Genomic DNA, 18,760 nt, shown 5'->3' with positions numbered 1-18,760 from the left:
TGTCCTTGAAGGTAATAACCACAGGAATTGTGTGTGAAAATCCCGCCTGTAGCGCTAAAAGTAACACCCGTAAAACATGTCAGATATATCAGAGCATCAAATTGGAAACATAAATGTTAAGATTTATGAGCTGAAACGCGTCAGCTCATGTTGCCCAGCCCAGCTTTGCAGCGGCATTACGGTTTTGCGAGCCAGCCGTCTTCAAACGCCGCAGGCGTTGCCGCCTTGCCGAAAAGATACCCCTGACCCACCGTCACGCCCGCGTTTAATAGCCAGTCGCGCTGCGCCTCGTTCTGGATGCCCTCGGCCACCAGTTCAAGGTTAAGCTTTTTCGCCATGCTGATGATGGCCGATACCACGCTGTCGTCATCCGGCAGGCTATCGATAAAGCTTTTGTCGATTTTGAGGCTATCCACCGGCAGCGCTTTCATCTTCTGTAACTGGCTCAGGCTCGAATATCCCATGCCGAAATCGTCCAGCGCGATGCGCACGCCCGCCTCACGCAGGGGGCGCAGAATGGCGATGGCGGCTTCGGTATCATCGATGCGCTGGCTTTCCGTCATCTCCAGAATCAGCGTGCCGGGCTTAATGGCGTAGCGTTCCAGCCGTTGCAGCATCGTCTGCACCAGATCGCGCTTTAACAACTGCAACGACGACACATTTACCGACAGCGGCAGCATAATGCCGTGCGCCTGCCAGCGCGCCAGTATCTGACACGCCTCTTCCAGCACCCAGTCGCCCACGGTGACGATAAGCCCGCTCGACTCAATATTATCGATAAGCCCCACCGGTAACGACCATTCGCCGTCCGGCTGGCGCTCGCGCAGCAGCGCTTCCGCGCCAACAATATTGCCGTTGCGCATATCCACCTGCGGCTGTAGCCAGACAGCGTACTGGCGGCGCGCCAGCGCGTTCTGCATCGCGCTTTCCTGCGCGCTCACCGGGGATTCGCCGAAAAATGCTACCTGATTGACGCCGCTGCGCCGGGCGTCCAGCGCGGCGGAAATCGCGCTCTGGTAAAGCGTCGAGGCGCTCTGGCGGCCATCGAACATCGCCACGCCAATACTTGCCGCGCACGCTGGCGCGCCGCTGTCCGACTCCGACGGTTCGTTAAGCGCCGCCAGCAGTTGTTGCGTCAGCGTCACCGCGTGTTCCGGCGTTTTCACGCCGTGCGCGATAATCGCGAAATCGTCCTGGCTTATCTGCGCCAGCACCATACGCGGCGTCAGCACCGAGCGCAGCTTATCGACGCGCGCGAGCAGGAGCGCCTCGCGCTGCGATTCGTCAACCTCGCGCAGCGGCTCGCAGGCCACATACAGCAACGCGGTCGCGCCGCCGCCCGCGACAGCCTGCTCAAGCAGTGCGACAAGCAGCGCCTGGTTCGGCAAACCGGTGAGCGGGAAACGGGTACCGCTGGTGCGCGCCTCGTCCAGCTGTTGCGCAAGCGCCTGCTGGTTGCGGTTATAGGTGCGCACCAGCATACCGATCTCATCATCCTTATGCAGACGCGGAATAGCGAGCTGATGATGCGCCAGCTCATGCGCGTCCAGCGCGTTCAGCGTGCGCGTGATATCGCGCAGCGGGTGCAGGATCAGGCGGTTGATACACCAGGTGATCGCCACCGAGAGGATCAGCGCCAGCAGCAGGAAGGTGGTCAACAGTGTCGAAATCGCATTGATAATAAAGCGGTACATCCGCCAGGAGTCGGCCTGCAAGACCAGATAGGCGAGCGGCTGCGGGTTGGCGGGCCGCTCCAGCGAATAGAGCGGCAGGGAGATCTGCACCGGCAGCTCAAAAACGCGGGCGAGCGTCACCGGAATGGGGCGCTCCGGCGTAAAGCGCATGCGCAACGCCTGGAACTGATTGGGCAACACCACATCCGCGCGGCTAATCACGCCAGCAGGTTTGATTTGGCGAAGGATCGCCTCCGCCTCCGGAATATTGGCTTTCAGAATGGCCGCAGAGAGCGGCTGGCGCACCGAGCGGGCGATGCTCTCCATCTGCATGGCGGTGTGGTAGCGATGCGACTGCACGAAATGAAACAGCAAAACGACGCTGAAAATAAAAAGAAAAAAGACGGAAACGGCCGAAACCATCGCCATCTGTTTAATCGTGAGGGAACGACTGACTCGCAACTTGATTCTCCACTGATGCCACTGCCCGCATGATAATCACTCATAATTATCATTGCGGGCGGGAGTATACTGCATTGTTGTGGAATTTAACCGCGCGGGCGGGCCGAACGCGCATTAATCTTATTACCGGTCGGCGTACGGTGTCAGCGTCTGTGGCGGCATATCCATATCGCCCTGCCAGCCGCCCTGCGAATAGCGGATAAACAGCGAGAAATTGCTCGGCGTATAGTCCTTCGCCTGCTGAATATCAATGGCGGCACCCACCGACCAGTTTGAGGTAATGCGTCTTTCAATCAGCGCGTTGGCCGTATAACCCCAGCCATTGCTGCTGCTGCCCTCTTCCAGCGCGTCCTTATCGGCGTAACGGCTTAACGCCGGGTTTTGCGTGTTAATCACAGGCGTCGGGATAAGCCCCGACAGCGGATAACGGCGCTCGGTCTTCGTGCGGGAGTGCGACCACGAGCCTGACGCGCCAAGCTCCCACGACCAGTTTTCCGTTCTCATCCGCCAGGCGACCGGCACCGCGAAAGAGACGTACTCCTGCGGGCTGTAGTAACCGCCCTGGCCTAAAGAATAACCGCTCAAATCTTTCTCATAGTGCCACACCATATTGTTAAGCCCAATGGTGAGGCGCTGATTATTTTCGTTAATCAGCTTGTAGTAATAGCCGCTCATCCAGCGCACCCGCCAGTTATCAGCGACGTTTTTGCCGGTGAGCTGATCGGCATTAAGACTGGCCCAGACGCCGTGCGCCTCGCCGCGATCGTAGCTGAGGCTCGCGCCGCCGCCGGTGGCGCGTACGCCGCCCCACGTCGTGCCGGTATTGGACGGCGCGTCGCGCTGCCCGCCAAAAGCCAGCATGGAGCTCGAAATCGGGCGGCGATGCGCGTTCAGCGTATAGCCAATCGGCCCCAGATCGCTGCTGTAGCTTAAGCCGCCCACCACATCGACAACATCAAAGCCTATCGGCGTGGTGCCGATATCCATATCCCAGGTATCGTTACGCCAGCCCGCCGCTACGCTCACGCCGGAGGCGCGCTGTTTCGCGTTACCGGAGCAGGGCGTTTCGGCGCAGGTGCCCCAGGTTTCGCTGTAGCTGTTGCCGCTAAAACTGCCCGGATTCATATTCACCGCGTCGGTACGCAGGAACAGCCGCCCGTCGCGCAGCGGCGCATCCACCTGCAACATCGTGGTGTTCGCTTTCAGATCCGAATACCCCGGCGTACCGCTGGAACCCCAGTAGTCGTGCTGGAGCGTGACGTTTAAATCCTGCTGGCGATAGAGATCCGCCGCATCGCCACGCACGCTGCGCTTCAGCCAGTCGTCACTGGCGTCGTTGCGGGTAAGCCGCGTGAAGGCGTCGTTATCGCCAGGGCGCGTCGGCGTGATGCCGGAGGCGACCATTGCGTCACGATACGTCTGCAACGCCTGCTGCGGCTGCCCGTTCTGACGCTGAAAGCGCGCCGCGTCGCGCAGCACCAGCGCGCTTTCCTGCGATGGCGGCTGCGTTTTCGCGGTAGCGGCAAGCACGGCGAAAGCCTGCTGCGCACGCGCGGTGTCGCCAAGCGCCGCTTCGGCATTGGCAATACGCCGCTGCGTGCCGGGCGAGCGCGGTTCACCGCCTGCGGCAGGCGTTTGCAGCGCCGCGAGTTGCTCACGTGCGGCCGCGTTATCACCCTGCGCGATCAGCACTTCCGCAAGCCCCAGCCGCGCCTCTTCGCTGGCAGGCGAGCGTGTTAACACTGTCTGGTACTGCGCGCGCGCCGTGGCGTTATCGCCGCGCTGCTGCGCCCAGTCGGCCAGCGTTAAATCGATACGGTCGGAGACCGGCTGCTGGCGCAACAGCGCGATGGCCTGCGCCTCCTCCCCGCTGTCGCGCAGGCGGTTGGCCGTCTCCATCAGTTCATTGGTCTGTAAACGCTGCGACAGCTCAAGAATATTCGGCGTCCATTTGTCGCGCGCCAGCGTATTAAGGTGGCTTAGCGCGGCGCGCTGACGATCGCTGCCGGAGAGATAAAGCCCGTAGGCGTACACCTGTTCCGGGTCGCCGGGCTTACGCTGCGCCAGTTGCCCCATCACGGTATCGGCGTCGCGGCGCTGGCCGGCAGAAGCCAGATCGCTTGCCAGCCGGTAGGTTATCCAGACGCTGTCCGGGTCGAGCGCCAGACGCTGACGCTGCACCGCGGCGGCGTCAGCGAAGCGCCCTTCGGCTTCGAGCGCGGCGGCCTGCTGCTCAAGGCGATCGTTCGTCATGCTGCGTTCGATATCGTCAATGCTGCGCCGCTGGCTGGCGGAGAGCGTGGCGATAAACGCTTCGGCGCGCTCCGGCGATTGACGGCGATAGAGATTCGCAAGCCCCCGCACCGCGTTGCTGTTGGTGTTATCCATGCGCAGCGCCTGCCGGTAATAGCGCTCGGCCGCCGCGTCGTCTTTCTTGGCCACGGCAACGTCACCCAGGCCAAGGACCGCGTAGCTGTCGGTGTTATCCACCGTTGCGGCCTGCTGATATTTCTGCTGCGCCAGCGCCAGATTGTTGGCTTTCAGCGCCGCGTCGCCCTGCTGTATCAACAGCCAGTAGCGGTTCACCTGCAACAGGCTCTGCCAGCGGCCGCTGTTGGGGCTGTTCGGATCCTCTTTTAGCGCCTGCTCCAGCAGCGGCACCGCGCGTGCGCGGTTGCCCTGCTGAGAGTACGCCTGCGCCAGCGCACCCAGCGCTTCGCTGTCATTCGGGTTCGCTTTTACCGCGGTGGTCAGTTCGGAGATGGCTTTAGCCCCCTGGCCCTCTTCCACCCGCGCGATGCCCTGCATTCTGGCGCGATAAGCCGGATCGGCGAGTTTGGTTTGCTGTTCAGCCAGCAGCCCTTTGGCTTTATCAGCGGTTTCACCGCTGCTGAACACCTGTAAGAAACGCTCCAGCGCGGCGACGCTGTCGTCGCTCGCGGGCATGCCCTGGATCTGCTGATACCAGAGATCTGCCGCCGTTTCGCGCCCGCTGCCCGATTTCGCCATCTGCTCCAGCACGCTGAAACCCTCCTGCTGGCGGTTGGCGGAAAAGAGCTGCAGCGCGAGCTGCGTGCGTAGCTGGTCATTGCCCGGCGCGCGGGCGTCCAGCGCCTGCATCTGGCGAATGGCCTCGTCGCGCTGCGCCGGATCTTTTGCGACCAGCGCCCAGTATTCGACGGCCAGATCGCCATCCGGCGGCGCGCCGTTAAACAATTTTTGATACGCCGCCAGCGCCTCCTGCGTATGCCCCGTCGTGCCGAGCAGACGCGCCTGTTGCAGTTGCTGACGCCCTTCCGGCGAGGCCAGCGCGAGCGTGATACGCGCCTGTTGATATGCCGAGGATTGCGGAGCGAGCTTGCCTAAGCGCGCAAACTGCTGCTGCGCGCCCGCGTTATCGCCCTGACGCAGCAGATAACGCATTTTGGCGGCGATAAAGTCCGGGTCGTCCGGGTTCATCAGCTCCAGACGGTAGAGCGACTGGCGCACCAGATCGTCACGTTTGGCCGTTTCGCCAAGCCGCACCTGTTCAAGCAACTGCTGTCGGATATCGGGCTGCGCCTGCGCCTGCCCGCTGAGGGCGACGCCGAGCGCCAGCGCGGTGATACTTAACGCGAACTTGTGCATGACTCTCCCCAGGTGGGTTGCAGCTCACCGTCAACGGTGAAGCGGAAACGGTGTTCATCCCATCCCTGGCCAAACAGGGTTAATACATAGCTAAAGTAGGCGTCCTGCTGCGGATAGTTGTCCACTACGCGCTGGCGTTGCAGCGCCTGGATATCGCGGTTTTGCAGGAACGGCAGCAGCGCGGCGGAGAAGCCCACCGGCCCGTTGCCCTGGGTTTTGCCGTCGGTGACGCGCACTTTTTCCGGCGGCACGCCCGCTTTGATCGTGGCGGTTTCCATCGGGCTGAGTTTTTTGAGCAGTGGCGCCTGCTGTTCATCCGCCGGGTTCATCATGCCGACCCACAGATAAACGCGAATGGCATCGTAGCTGCCAATCAGTGGTTTTTGCGGTGCCGCAGGCTTCATCACCCAGCCTTTCTTCGCCTCATAGCTCACCCAGTCCGGCGAAAAGCCCTGCGGGGCCGTTTCCAGCAGCAGGCGCAGGTTGGTATCGCGGATAGTCGTCCAGGGTTTGCCGTAACGGGTGAAATAGCGCGCCAGCTGCGGCGGCATATAGCTTGGGTTAAAGCGCCAGAGCGTCGGCTCGGCGAAGCTCACTTTACCCGGCAGCAGCATGTCGCCAAGCTCAGGCACGTTCACCACTTCTTCTTTGCCGATGCGATCCAGCAGCGCTTTGCCGGTGTCGCTGTAGCGCGGCTCTTTCCACAAGCGCCCCGCTTCAAGCAGACTCCAGGCTATCCACAGATCGGCGTCGGAAGCCGAATTGGTATCGAGCACCGTCCATTCGTCCGGCCCTTTCATGCCCCACAGCCAGGCGGGCAGCGTGTTTTTCAGCGAGCCTTGCGCAAGGTTATTTTCCGTCCACTGAAGAATGTTATCGAACGCCTCGCGGTCATTGGCCGCGAGGGCGAAGAACAGCGCGTAGCTCTGCCCTTCTGACGTCGTGATTTTGCGCGGATCGCTTGGGTCAATCACGCGTCCTTCTTCGCTGATATAGCCGCCTTTAAAGCGGTCCCAGTCAGCCCAGCCACAGGTGGCATGGGCTGAAACGGTCGCCAGCAGCAGCCCCGCCGCAAGCCATCTGCACAGATTCTTCATGACGCGTTACTCATGGTTGCCCGGATCAAGACGGCGGCGGCTCAGGATACGCAGCAGACGCCACAGCACCCACGCCAGCAGCACGACGCTGATGGCCGCGAAAATCGCCAGCAGGATCGGGTGGTTCGACAATGCGTACCAGATACGGTCAAACCACGGCAGATGACCCACGTAGTAAACGTCACCCACGCGCAGGCTGTTCACGCCCGATTCACGGATGATCGAGACCGAGCCATACATCGCGGCGCGTTTACCGCTGTCGTTGAGCGCGTCGTTGAGCAGCTCATAACCGCGCGGACTGTCGGCCAGCAGGGCGACGACGCTGCGCTGATCGTGATACGGCGACTGGAAGCCCACGACTGCGGCCATCGGCCCGGAAGAGGTGATTTCCGTTTGCATCTGCGGCTGGCGGTCGCGGTTGTCAGTATCAATAAGCGTCACGTCGCGCGTCGGGGTTTTCACCCAGCTTTGCGTGGCGTTCACCAGCATATCGATGCGTTTTTCATCTTTCAGCGACGCGGGCAGCGCACCAATTACCAGAATGTCGGCGTCTTTCTTCTGCATGTCGCCGCCCTCGTTGGTGATGGTGAGGTTAACTGCCGGGAAACCGGTCTGCGCGCCGATAGTCCCTGCGGTGTCCAGCAGCGTAGTGAGCTGCGCCGGGTTCGGCTGTTTCGGCATCACGATAAGCGTGTCCGAGAGATCCGCCATGCGGCTGAACGGGAAGCCCGAGTTGGCGAAGGAGCGCAGATCCGGCATCGCCATAAAGTGATGATAGTTCGAGAAATCCAGCGTGGAATCATCGCCTATCACTACGCGGTTTGGCACCGTCTGGAAGGTCACGCAGTTATCCAGCGTGCCGCCCGGCAGCGGATTGGTATAGGCGAAATCAAACCGTAGCTGGTTCGCCGCGCCGAGACGCAGCGTCGGCAGCGTCACTTCGGTTTTGCCGTCCAGCAGCCCCTGCAACAGCGGCAGACGCAGCAGCAGGCGATTGGTTTCATCTTTCGGCAGCAGGTTGAAAGATTGCAGGAACTGGTTGTTCAGGCTGATATCCATGCGCGAGTTATCGCGCGTGGCGGGCGACGTATAGCGATAGTTCAGACGCATATCGATGCCGTTGCTGCGCAGCAGATAGAGATCCGGCGGCAGGTTAAGCGTCAGCGAAATCGGGTTCGGCTCAAGGCCGGTCGCCTGTAACTGCTCTTCATAGCCTTTCAGCTCGCCGAACGTCACGGCGCGATCGGTACGCACCCAGTTCGGCGCATCGTAAGGCTGACGGGCCAGCAGCGGTTTCACCTCGCCCACTTCAACGCTGTCGCCACGGAACAGCAGGCTGCCCTGCGCGATGCCTTTGGCGGCCTGCAGTAAGTCTTTGTCGTCGCGTCCTTCAATCACCAGCAATTTGACCCACGGGCTTTGCGGATGGCTCATCATGCGCACCATCGGGCCTTTGGCTGGCGGCAGATCGCGCAGGAAATCGGGGCGTTTATCGTTAGTGGCGAATACGACCGCGTGGCGCGTCGGAAGCGCGTTATAAAGCACCGGGAAGCGCTGGCCGCGCCAGCCTGAGCGGGAGCCGAACCAGGAGGAGACGATGCTCGCGGCCTGCTGGGTAGCGAGATCTGGCGCGGCGGCAAACACCATCGGCAGCTCCAGCGGACGGTTATCGCGCGAATCAAAAAACGGCACCGGGAAGTGCGACAGATCGTTTTGCAGTTGCAGCGTCTGGAAGGTGAGATTCAGGGCGCTGTTGCGTCCGATATCCATCCACAGCGTGTTGCTGGCCTGGTTTTCGCAGACGTCGCGATAGTGGCCGACAAACTCCAGGCGCACGCGGTTGAAATCGCTGACATAGAGCGGATCGATAGGCACCTGGGCGGTGGTTTTCTTGCCGAGCTGCTCTTTGGTTACCGGCAGCACGTCCATCAGTTCATCGTTCAGGTAAACCTTCAGTTGCGACTGCACCGGCAGCAGCGACGGCGACGGGGTATAGGTCAGGTTCAGCGTCGCTTTAGAGATAATTTCATCGCTGCGCATCCCGAACTCAACAAAACCGTCCGGGTTCAGGCCTTTAAGGACCATGCTGCCCGGCGGCGGGGCGATGCTGGCGAAACTCAGCGTGACGTCGCGCGTGGGCGCGCCATCCTGAACCACGGGCGCACCCGCGCCTTCCACGCCCGGCATCACCTGGCCGAGCACCGCACCTTCCGTCGCAGGCGCAGGCTCGGTGCCTGCGACAGGCGGCGTGGCGGGAGTTAACGCCTCGGTACGCGCAGGGGTGGCGGTCATGACGCCTTCGGTCGCAGGCGCGACCACCGGCGCGGTCGGCGCGGCGGTGGCGTTTGGATCGTTGGTGGCTTCAGGCGCGCCATAGGCACCGGGCAACAGGCTCATTCCCACTGCCACAGCGCACATCCAGGAGAGTTTTCTTTTCATCGCATATTCATCATTGTTGAGCCATAACCGGGAGCGCACGCTCCCCCAAAGCCGTCCGCTCCGGACGACGGGGGATAAACGACACTATCCAGGAAACCAGCGTGGTAAGGGTGCGAAAGACAATTTTGAGTGACGCTGGCGCGAATTCCGCCAGGTGGCGATACCCTTTAAAACCGAGCTTGAGGATATCGAGCATGCTTTCCAGCGGTTTGTCTTCCGGGAAACTGTCCTGCCAGAGCGCCCAGGTGTCGGCGCGCGCGAAGGTACATTGTACAAAATCGATATGCTGGCGCGTGGTCAGGCCGTCAAGGTTGAGGCCGATTTCGTCGCCAAAGACGCGCACCACTTTCGCCGGGAAGACATATTCCTGCGCGCCGCGTTTCATCAGCAGGTTTACCTTCTGCCCCTGCAACCACTCCGCGCCGCCGTGTACTTTGATGCCGAGGCCGCCGTCGGAGTAATCCTGCACCGTACAGGAGAAGAGGTGGCCATCTTCACGGGCGATCGCCGCCGGCATCACCATCTCGACACGATGGGAGCGGCGCACCTGTTTACTTTCCACCGATACCGCCACCGCGCCGCCGAGGATAATCAGGTTGTAGAACACCCAGACGATACTCACGATAACCGTCAGCATTTCATTGGCCGGGCCGTAAAAGTAACGCCAGATGCCGACCAGCACGCCAAGCAGGTTAATCAACACCAGCATCAGGTACGGACGCGAAATCACCCAGTCCACGTACTCCTCTTCCACCAGCCCGCCTTTGGCGGTGACGTTGAATTTCCCTTTATGCGGGTTGAACAGCGCCACCATCGTAGGCCGCGTAATATACCAGGCGAGCACCGTTTCGTAGATTTCGCTCCAGAACGAATGACGATATTTGCCCTGAATTTTGGAGTTGGTCAGGCTCGCGTGCGCCATGTGCGGCAGCACAAACAGCGCAATCATCAGCGCGGGCGCATAGATGATATAGGCGTGCAGCAAGAGGAACGCCAGCGGCGCGGTCAGGAAGATAAGTCGCGGTACGCCGGAGAGAAAGTGCAGCATTGCGTTGACGTAGCACAGCCTCTGGCCGAGCTTAAGCCCTTTACCAAAGAGCGGGTTATCGAGGCGGAAAATCTGCACCATGCCGCGCGCCCAGCGGATACGCTGGCCGATGTGCGCCGACAGGCTCTCCGTCGCCAGCCCCGCCGCCTGCGGGATACGCATATAAGCGGAGGTATAGCCGCGCCGGTGCAGACGCAGCGAGGTGTGGGCGTCTTCGGTGACGGTTTCTACCGCGATGCCGCCGATTTCATCCAGCGGGCCGCGGCGGATCACAGCGCAGGAGCCGCAGAAAAAGGTCGCGTCCCACATGTCGTTACCGTCCTGCACCAGGCCGTAGAAGAGCGTCCCTTCGTTCGGCGTTTTACGAAAACGTCCGAGGTTGCGCTCAAACGGGTCCGGCGAGAAGAAGTGGTGCGGCGTCTGCATCATCGCGAGCTTTTTATCTTTCAGGAACCAGCCGAGCGTAAGTTGCAGGAAAGAGCGCGTCGGAACGTGGTCGCAGTCGAAAATCGACACGAAGTCCCCTTTCGCGAGCTTCAGCGCATTATTGATGTTGCCCGCTTTGGCGTGCTCGTGCGTCGGACGCGCCACATACTCCACGCCGACAGATTCGGCGAAGCGGCGAAACTCCTCGCGGTTGCCGTCATCCAGTATCCAGATTTTGAGCTTGTCTTTCGGCCAGTCGATGCCAAGCGAGGCGTAAATGGTATTTTTCACCACGTGCAGATCTTCGTTATAGGTCGGCACGAAAATATCGACGGAAGGCCACGCTTTGAGATCTTTCGGCAGCGGCACCGGCTGGCGGTTAAGCGGCCAGATCACCTGGAAGTAACCGAGCACCAGCACCACCCACGCGTAGGTTTCCGCCACCAGCAGCACCAGACCACACACCAGGCTGACCGGATCGTTCCAGTTCAGCGTCGAGGTGTAGCGCCACCAGATGTAACGGCAGGAGACGGTCAGCGACAGCACAATCAGCATCAACGCCGAGAAGCGGCCCGGCATACGGCGCACCAGCAGCGCCACGCCCCAGAGCAGCAGCAGGAAAATAAACTGCGAGAGCGGGTTAAACGGCTGCGTTACACAGATAAGCGCCAGCACCAGCGAGAAAATAACCACTACGCCCAGCACGACGCGCCGCAGGCGTTCATTAATGTGGCCCAGCTCTTTCTGCTCGTTAAGGTGATGGGTTTCATCGCTGAAGCGCTGCGGGAGGGTCTCCAGCCAGAGGTTAAAACGCTCGCGCCAGACCTGTACCTTTGAGACGGGCCGCCAGCGCGGCGTGCCGACAGCGCGCCAGGGACGCAGCGCCACCAGCCATAATGCCTGGAGCAGATAACGTACCGTGTCGAGCGGACGCGGGCGGTCGGGATGAATATGCGGGAACAGCAGCGCGTGCTGCGCGCGAATGGCCTGCCAGCGAGGGTTTTCCAGCGGCAGAAACAGCCAGGCGAGCGTCAGCCAGAAACAGCCCAGCGCCGCGCTGAACGGCGGCGCACCGTTGCGACGATAGGTGATATAACGCTCGCGCAGCCGCGCGCGAACCGGCGGCGCAAGCACCAGCGCAGAGAGGCTTATCATGCGCCCTCACTCCCGTAATGCAGCAGACACCAGTTCGCCAGCGTGACAATCTCTTCGGCCACCAGCGAATCCGGGCGGTATTCCCCCACCGGCTGTTTGGCGGCCAGGCTTTCCATCATCGCCTCGTCGCGATGCACCGCGACCGGCACCAGGTTACGCTGCGTTTGCAGCCAGAGCTGCCAGATGTCGTTCTGTATCTGGCTTGAAATCAAACGGAAATTCGCCAGCAGATCGCAGCCGCCCGGCAGCGCCTGCTGATGTAAGCGCGCGTGACAGTTGGCGTCAGGCTGCACCACGCAGATCGTGCGGTCGGCCACCTGTAACAGGCTGCGGGTCACGGCGTCAAAGCCGCACGGCAGATCCAGCAATATCCAGCGCCACTGGCCGCTCGCCTTGAGTTGCTGAAGATGCTGCGCGAACGCGCTGAGCGCGGGCGTCACGTCGTTTTCCCGTTCAGCCTGACGCAGCGCGCCATACGGCAGCACGTCCAGACCCGGTGCGTAACGCCAGGCGGTGGACTGCCAGGGTTTATCGTCCAGCAACGCGCGCGCCCAGCCGTCAGCGTGGTCGAAATCGATATTAAAAGAGAGGCGCAGCAGGTTATCGGGCGAGGCATCAATCACCAGCACCGTTTCACCAAGCTGATACAGCGCCCAACCGAGCGCCGCCGTTAATGAGGTTGTCCCCACGCCGCCGCGCACGCCCTGTAATGCCAGAACGGTCATCCTTGCGCTCCTGCGTCACGACGCGCTAATTCCGCCAGCAAGGGCCAGCGCGCAATTGCCGTCGCGAGTTGTTCACGTTGCGATATATCGGTGTAGTCGAGATCTGGAAGTGAAAACACCCGGCTGAGCGCTTCAAAATCATTCTGGAAGGTATAGCCACGATCGGGTTGGCGTGCGGCCTTAGCGTCATTCTCAGGCATATATTCTATTTTTCCTTAGAGCAATATCACTAAAGCCAGCAAACGAAAACAGTCAATCTACGCAATCCCGGTTTGCATGCTAATGATCATGTTCTTTAATTTCAATGTTAGGTTTATTTCCTGGCTTTCGCTAGTAAACTGACAGTCATACTCTTTATATATTGAGGGCGCCATGGCTCTTGTTTTTTCAATTGGCATTGACTCGCTCTGGGATGAACTGCGCCATATTTCCGCAGGCGGAACAGCCTGGATAAATTGCGACCGCTACAGCGATGCAATTACGTTCGTCAACCAGACGCTTGTTGCACAAACCCCCGAAACTAAAGTGGCTATTATTACGATGGACGCCGCGCCGGAAAGCGTTATTGCTCCGCTGCCGCCCGCGCCGCAGGGCCCGGATGAAGTGCGCCTGTTTACCATGCCGAAAAGCCAGAATGCATTGCATCGGCTGCATCACGATCTGCTTTGCAGTTTCGAACCTGAACACTATTTCATTGTGCTGCTGTGTGCGGAAAACGCCTGGCAGGGCGTAGCGCCTGCTCATATTAAAGCCTGGATAAGAAAAAGCCAAAGCTGGGCGCAGGAATATCACTGCACATTGCTGATTATTAATTCCGGCGCGCAGGCCGATCAGCAAACCTCAATGCTGATGACCGAATATCAGCAGCTCTCCGGGCTTGCCACCTTACGCTATCAGGGCGACGCCTGGCTGTATGACGTGGCGTTCTGGTTTAACGATAAAGGCGTGAGCGCGCGCCAGCAGTTGCCGGTGACATTGATTAACGATCGCCTGTCGCTGGTGCCGCGTCAGGAAGTCTCGCTCCAGGCGCGCAGCGACGAACGCCGCGTGTTAAGCCATATCGCCGTTCTCGAAGGCGCGCCGCCGCTTTCTGAGAACTGGACGCTCTTTGAGGACAACGACGCGCTGTTTAACGAAGCGCGTCAGGCGCAGGCCGCGACGGTCATTTTCTCCCTCACGCAAAATAACCAGATAGAAGGACTGGCGCGTCACGTACATGCGCTGCGCCGCCAGCGCGGCAGCGCCCTGAAAATCATCGTGCGCGAAAACAAAGCCAGCGTGCGCGCCACCGACGAACGCCTGCTGCTGGGCTGCGGCGCGAATATGGTGATCCCGTGGAACGCCCCACTCTCGCGCTGCCTGACGCTGATTGAAAGCGTGCAGAATCAACAGTTCACCCGCTTCGTGCCGGAAGATGTGAATATGCTGCTGGAGGCGATGCAGCCGCTGAAAATGCGCGGCTATCAGCCGTGGGATATCTTCTGCAACGCCGTCGGCGCGCTGATGAGCAATGTGTTAATTCCGCAGGACAACAAAGGGATTCTGGTCGCGCTGCGCCCGGTGCCGGGCATTCGCGTCGAACAGGCGCTGACGCTCTGCCGTCCGGGCCGCATGGGCGATATCGTGACGCTCGGCGAAAACCGGCTGGTGCTGTTTTTATCGTTCTGCCGTATTACCGATCTCGACACCGCGCTGAGCCATATTTTCCCGCTGCCGATAAGCGAGCTGTTTTCCAACCGCATGGTGTGGCATGAAGATAAGCAGATAGCGGCGGAGATTATGCAGATGAGCGCGATGCGCCCCGAGCAATGGGCTGCGCCGCTTGAGATGACCCGTAAGGCCAGCGAGACCGCCGCGCTGCTCGCCAGCACGCCCAAAACGGTTACGCGCCGGGTGCCGACACCCGTTACGCTGCTTAACGACACCGCACAGGAGCGCGCGTTATGATGTCGATTAGCGATATTCTTCAGCTTATCGCGCTGTGCGCGCTGATTTTTATCCCGCTGGGATACGCGCTGTGCGTGGGCAAACGCCGCATGATGAAAACGCTGCGCCCGCTGCTGTTTCGCCCCCGATTTGTTAAACCCGCTGGTACGTTGCGCCGCCGCTCTACCATCAAGGCTAATTTAAAACATGACTAATCACGTTCACTCCGCTCCCCTTGCCCGCTCGGGCTGGCAAAACTGGCGCGGTCTTTCCGGCTGGAACTACTATTTTCTGCTGAAATTCGGCCTGCTCTGGACGGGCTACCTGAATTTCCACCCGCTCGCCAACCTGGTGTTTATGGCGTTTCTGCTGTTCCCCATTCCGAACCTGCGTCTGCATCGCCTGCGCCACTGGATAGCGATTCCTGTCGGCATCGGCCTGTTCTGGCACGACACCTGGCTGCCAGGCCCGCAGAGCATTATGAGCCAGGGCTCGCAGGTGGCGGGCTTCAGCACCGATTATGTGCTGGATCTGGTGACGCGCTTTATTAACTGGCAGATGATTGGCGCCGCCTTTGTGCTGCTGGTCGCCTGGATGTTTCTCTCCCAGTGGGTGCGGGTGACGGTATTTGTGGTGGCGATTATGGTCTGGCTTAACGTGCTGACCGTAACCGGCCCGGTCGTCTCGCTGTGGCCTGCCGGGAATACCGCGCCTGCGACGGTAACAACGACCGGCGGCGGCGCGGCACCGACCGTCGCGAACGCCGCCGGTACGGTAGTGGCGGGCGATATTCCGCTGCAAACCGCGCCTGCAAGCAACCAGAGTATCAATGACTGGCTGAATAGCTTTTATACCAGCGAATCCAAACGCCAGACGACGTTCCCGGCGAGCCTGCCTGCGGATGCCCAGCCGTTCGATCTGCTGGTTATCAACATCTGTTCGCTGGCCTGGTCTGATATTGACGCCACAGGTTTGATGTCGCACCCGCTCTGGTCGCACTTCGACATCGTGTTTAAAAACTTTAACTCCGGCACCTCGTACAGCGGCCCGGCGGCTATCCGTCTGCTGCGCGCGAGCTGTGGGCAGCCGTCGCACAAAAATCTCTACCAACCCGCCGGCGAGCAGTGCTACCTGTTCGATAACCTGGCGAAGCTTGGCTTTAAGCGCCATCTGATGATGGACCATAACGGCGTGTTCGGTAACTTCCTGAAGGAAGTGCGCGAAAACGGCAATATGCAGGAGCCGCTGATGGATCAGTCCGGGCTGCCGGTGAATCTGCTGTCGTTTGACGGCTCGCCGGTGTATGACGATGCGGCGGTGCTTAACCGCTGGCAGCAAACCGTGAAGGGCGAGGGCAGCAGCGATCGCAGCGCCACGTTCTTTAACCTGCTGCCGCTGCACGACGGCAACCATTATCCGGGCAACAGCAAAACCGCCGATTACAAAGCGCGCGCGCAGAAGCTGTTCGACGAGCTGGATGCATTCCTGACGCAGCTTGAGAAAGAGAACCGCAAAGTGATGGTGGTGGTAGTGCCTGAGCACGGCGCGGCGCTGCAGGGCGATAAGATGCAGGTGTCCGGCCTGCGCGATATCCCAAGCCCGTCCATTACCCATGTGCCGGTGGGCATTAAATTTATCGGTATGAAAGCGCCGCATCAGGGTTCAGCGCTGGAGATAGACCAGCCAAGCAGCTTCCTCGCGATTTCCGAGCTTGTGGTGCGGATGCTGGACGGCAAAAACTTTGTGGCCGATAACGTGGACTGGCAGGGGCTGACCAGTAACCTGCCGCAGAGCGCGCCGGTTTCCGAGAACGCCAACGCCGTGGTGGTGCAATATCAGGGCAAACCGTGGGTGCGTTTAAGCGGTGGCGATTGGGTGCCTTACCCGCAATAAGGTGTCAGGCCGCCTGCATTATTTGTAGGGTGGATAAGCGAGGCGCATCCACCATCGGCTACCCCGGCGGGTGCGCAAAGCTTACCCGCCCTACACAGGCCGCATATTTTGTGGGGTAGATAAGCGCAGCGCATCCACCATCTGCTCCCCGACGGGTGCGCAGGCTTACCCGCCCTACACAGGCCGCATATTTTGTAGGGGGTAGATAAGCGCAGCGCATCCACCGCCTGCTCCGTAACGCCCATAAAAAAGCCGACGCTATGCGTCGGCTTTTTACGTTTTGCTTAATCATTAAGGAATGCGCGGCTCGCCGGTTTCATCCTGATCGACAGCGAAACAGGCGACCAGCTGACCATTATATTCCTTAAGCTGCGGCTGGATCTGCGTACACGGGCCGAAACGGCGACGGCAGCGGGCGCTGAAGGCGCACCCCGGCGGCGGATTCAGCGGGCTTGGCAGCTCGCCGGTAAGCTTGATGCGCTCGCGGCGGTCGTCCGGGTTCAGGCGCGGCGTTGCGGAGAGCAGCGCCTGGGTATACGGATGACGCGGATTCGAGAAAATCTGGTCTTTCGTGCCTTTCTCCACGCAGCGGCCGAGATACATCACCATCACTTCATCGGCGATGTGCTCCACCACCGACAAATCGTGGGAGATAAACACATACGACAGCCCCATATCCTGCTGCAGATCCATCATCAGGTTCAGCACCTGCGCGCGCACTGATACATCCAGCGCCGAGACCGGTTCGTCGGCGATCACCACGTCCGGGTCAAGCATCAGCCCGCGCGCGATGGCGATACGCTGGCGCTGGCCGCCGGAGAACATATGTGGGTAGCGATCGTAATGCTCGGTTTTAAGCCCCACTTTCGCCATCATCGCCAGCGCTTTCTCGCGGCGCGCCTCTTTACTGAGACGGGTATTGATAAGCAGCGGCTCCTCAAGGATTTGCCCCACTTTTTTGCGCGGGTTCAGCGAGCCGTACGGGTTCTGGAACACGATCTGGATTTTCTGGCGGCGCAGTTTTTCCGCCGTTTCGTCCGGTTTCAGTAGATCCTGACCCTGGTAGTAAAGCTCGCCGCCGGTCGGCGTTTCAATCATGGTGAGCAGACGGCCAAGCGTGGACTTACCACAGCCGGACTCGCCCACCACCGCCAGCGTTTTACCGCGCTCAAGCGTAAACGAAACGCCATCCAGCGCTTTCACCAGACGCTCCGGCGCGAAGAGCCCCTTCTTCACCGGGTAATGTTTTTTCAGGTCGATAGCCTGCAACAGCGGTTGCTGCAGAGTGGCCTCATGCGTGCTCATAATTGGTTGGCCTCCCGGCATCATCGAGGGGGTAGTGGCATTTCGACTGGCGGCCATTGTCCACCAGGTTTAACGCCGGTTCTTCTGCGCGGCAGCGTTCGGTCGCGTAGGGGCAGCGCGGATTGAGCAGACAGCCCGTCGGGCGGTCATATTTCCCCGGCACCACGCCCGGCAGCGACGCCAGACGCGCCTTGTCCTGCGCGAATTCCGGCAGGGCGCGCAGCAGCGCCTGGGTATAGGGGTGACGCGGCGCGCGGAAGATATCCCGCGCTTCGCCGGTTTCCACCACCTGGCCTGCGTACATCACGATGATTTTGTGCGCCGCTTCGGCCACCAGCGCGAGGTCATGGGTGATAAGGATCAGCGCCATATTCTCTTTTTGCTGAAGCTCCAGCAGCAGTTCAATGATCTGCGCCTGGATGGTCACATCCAGCGCGGTAGTCGGTTCATCGGCTATCAGCAGCTTCGGACGACAGGCGATAGCCATGGCTATCATCACGCGCTGGCTCATCCCGCCGGAAAGCTGATGCGGGTAGACATCCAGACGCGACGCCGGGTCCGGGATGCCGACCAGATTAAGCAGATCAATCGCACGCTGACGGCGGGTCTTTTTATTGCCGCCCTGGTGCACTTTGATAGCCTCCATAATCTGGAAACCCACGGTGTAGCAGGGGTTCAGGCTGGTCATCGGATCCTGGAAGATCATCGCCACTTCGGCGCCCACCAGGTTCCGGCGCTCTTTCTCCGAAATACGCTGTAAATCCTGGCCGTTAAATTCCAGTTTGTCCGCCATCACGCGGCCAGGGAAATCGATAAGGCCCATAATCGCCAGCGAGCTGACCGATTTACCAGAACCCGATTCGCCCACGATGCCAACCACTTCGCCCTGATTCACGCTGTAGCTCACGCGGTCTACGGCGCGGAACGGGGTACCTTCGTCGCCGAAGTGCACCGATAATTTATCTACATTCAGTAACGCCATCT

12 protein-coding genes are annotated in these 18,760 nt (G+C 60.4%); 3 read left to right on the top strand and 9 right to left on the bottom strand.

Annotation, left to right across the window (positions count from 1 at the left end; all coding sequences use genetic code 11):
• Window positions 1–176 precede the first annotated feature (176 nt).
• From AFK66_RS00215 to bcsR, 7 genes are all read right to left on the bottom strand, one after another.
• On the bottom strand, window positions 177–2,135 hold the full coding sequence (locus AFK66_RS00215; protein ID WP_032968480.1) for a sensor domain-containing phosphodiesterase: 1,959 nt from the start codon (window positions 2,133–2,135) through the stop codon (window positions 177–179).
• A 123-nt stretch (window positions 2,136–2,258) separates the two neighbouring features.
• Window positions 2,259–5,762, bottom strand: coding sequence for a cellulose synthase complex outer membrane protein BcsC (bcsC, locus tag AFK66_RS00210; protein WP_023897803.1), 3,504 nt, complete (start codon window positions 5,760–5,762; stop codon window positions 2,259–2,261).
• Window positions 5,744–6,859, bottom strand: a complete 1,116-nt coding sequence (gene bcsZ / locus AFK66_RS00205; RefSeq protein ID WP_007779131.1) for a cellulose synthase complex periplasmic endoglucanase BcsZ — start codon at window positions 6,857–6,859, stop codon at window positions 5,744–5,746. Before bcsZ ends, bcsC begins: the two co-directional genes overlap by 19 nt.
• A 6-nt stretch (window positions 6,860–6,865) precedes the next feature.
• Complete coding sequence (bcsB, locus tag AFK66_RS00200; protein ID WP_071602978.1) at window positions 6,866–9,298, bottom strand: cellulose biosynthesis cyclic di-GMP-binding regulatory protein BcsB; 2,433 nt, start codon at window positions 9,296–9,298, stop codon at window positions 6,866–6,868.
• Window positions 9,299–9,308: 10 nt separating this feature from the next.
• Window positions 9,309–11,927 carry a UDP-forming cellulose synthase catalytic subunit gene (gene bcsA, locus AFK66_RS00195; protein ID WP_023897799.1) on the bottom strand — a complete coding sequence of 873 codons (2,619 nt, stop codon included), beginning with the start codon at window positions 11,925–11,927 and terminating at the stop codon, window positions 9,309–9,311.
• A complete protein-coding gene (gene bcsQ / locus AFK66_RS00190) occupies window positions 11,924–12,652 on the bottom strand; it encodes a cellulose biosynthesis protein BcsQ (protein ID WP_007779139.1) in 729 nt (242 codons plus the stop codon). The genes bcsA and bcsQ overlap by 4 nt, the downstream gene beginning before the upstream one ends.
• Entirely contained in the window at window positions 12,649–12,852 is a 204-nt protein-coding gene (bcsR, locus tag AFK66_RS00185; protein ID WP_004387626.1) for a cellulose biosynthesis protein BcsR, read from the bottom strand. The genes bcsQ and bcsR overlap by 4 nt, the downstream gene beginning before the upstream one ends.
• Before the next feature lie 172 nt (window positions 12,853–13,024).
• Between bcsR and bcsE the strand changes: the two genes are divergently transcribed.
• The 3 genes from bcsE to bcsG are packed head-to-tail and all read left to right on the top strand — an operon-like array spanning window position 13,025 to window position 16,471.
• On the top strand, window positions 13,025–14,599 hold the full coding sequence (gene bcsE, locus AFK66_RS00180; RefSeq protein ID WP_007779140.1) for a cellulose biosynthesis protein BcsE: 1,575 nt from the start codon (window positions 13,025–13,027) through the stop codon (window positions 14,597–14,599).
• On the top strand, window positions 14,596–14,793 hold the full coding sequence (gene bcsF / locus AFK66_RS00175) for a cellulose biosynthesis protein BcsF (RefSeq protein WP_007779144.1): 198 nt from the start codon (window positions 14,596–14,598) through the stop codon (window positions 14,791–14,793). Before bcsE ends, bcsF begins: the two co-directional genes overlap by 4 nt.
• Entirely contained in the window at window positions 14,786–16,471 is a 1,686-nt protein-coding gene (bcsG, locus tag AFK66_RS00170) for a cellulose biosynthesis protein BcsG (RefSeq protein ID WP_032983121.1), read from the top strand. Before bcsF ends, bcsG begins: the two co-directional genes overlap by 8 nt.
• A gap of 291 nt (window positions 16,472–16,762) precedes the next feature.
• Here bcsG and dppF read toward each other — a convergent pair whose 3' ends face one another.
• Window positions 16,763–17,776 (bottom strand): dipeptide ABC transporter ATP-binding subunit DppF, encoded by a 1,014-nt coding sequence (gene dppF / locus AFK66_RS00165; RefSeq protein WP_007779159.1) that lies wholly within the window; start codon window positions 17,774–17,776, stop codon window positions 16,763–16,765.
• Window positions 17,763–18,758, bottom strand: a complete 996-nt coding sequence (gene dppD, locus AFK66_RS00160; protein WP_007779161.1) for a dipeptide ABC transporter ATP-binding protein — start codon at window positions 18,756–18,758, stop codon at window positions 17,763–17,765. Before dppD ends, dppF begins: the two co-directional genes overlap by 14 nt.
• Window positions 18,759–18,760: the final 2 nt, after the last annotated feature.

The organism is Cronobacter malonaticus LMG 23826 (assembly GCF_001277215.2).
GTDB classification, from domain to species: domain Bacteria; phylum Pseudomonadota; class Gammaproteobacteria; order Enterobacterales; family Enterobacteriaceae; genus Cronobacter; species Cronobacter malonaticus.
The sequence above is the reverse complement of the archived record's forward strand: the minus strand, read 5'-3'. Positions and strand labels throughout refer to the sequence as shown.

What these genes read in the sequence shown, in the direction of transcription:
- bcsC (WP_023897803.1), bottom strand. Translation starts at nt 5,762, where the DNA reads ATGCACAAGTTCGCGTTAAGTATCACCGCGCTGGCGCTCGGCGTCGCC.
- bcsZ (WP_007779131.1), bottom strand. Translation starts at nt 6,859, where the DNA reads ATGAAGAATCTGTGCAGATGGCTTGCGGCGGGGCTGCTGCTGGCGACC.
- bcsB (WP_071602978.1), bottom strand. Translation starts at nt 9,298, where the DNA reads ATGAAAAGAAAACTCTCCTGGATGTGCGCTGTGGCAGTGGGAATGAGC.
- bcsA (WP_023897799.1), bottom strand. Translation starts at nt 11,927, where the DNA reads ATGATAAGCCTCTCTGCGCTGGTGCTTGCGCCGCCGGTTCGCGCGCGG.
- bcsQ (WP_007779139.1), bottom strand. Translation starts at nt 12,652, where the DNA reads ATGACCGTTCTGGCATTACAGGGCGTGCGCGGCGGCGTGGGGACAACC.
- bcsR (WP_004387626.1), bottom strand. Translation starts at nt 12,852, where the DNA reads ATGCCTGAGAATGACGCTAAGGCCGCACGCCAACCCGATCGTGGCTAT.
- bcsE (WP_007779140.1), top strand. Translation starts at nt 13,025, where the DNA reads ATGGCTCTTGTTTTTTCAATTGGCATTGACTCGCTCTGGGATGAACTG.
- bcsF (WP_007779144.1), top strand. Translation starts at nt 14,596, where the DNA reads ATGATGTCGATTAGCGATATTCTTCAGCTTATCGCGCTGTGCGCGCTG.
- bcsG (WP_032983121.1), top strand. Translation starts at nt 14,786, where the DNA reads ATGACTAATCACGTTCACTCCGCTCCCCTTGCCCGCTCGGGCTGGCAA.
- dppF (WP_007779159.1), bottom strand. Translation starts at nt 17,776, where the DNA reads ATGAGCACGCATGAGGCCACTCTGCAGCAACCGCTGTTGCAGGCTATC.
- dppD (WP_007779161.1), bottom strand. Translation starts at nt 18,758, where the DNA reads ATGGCGTTACTGAATGTAGATAAATTATCGGTGCACTTCGGCGACGAA.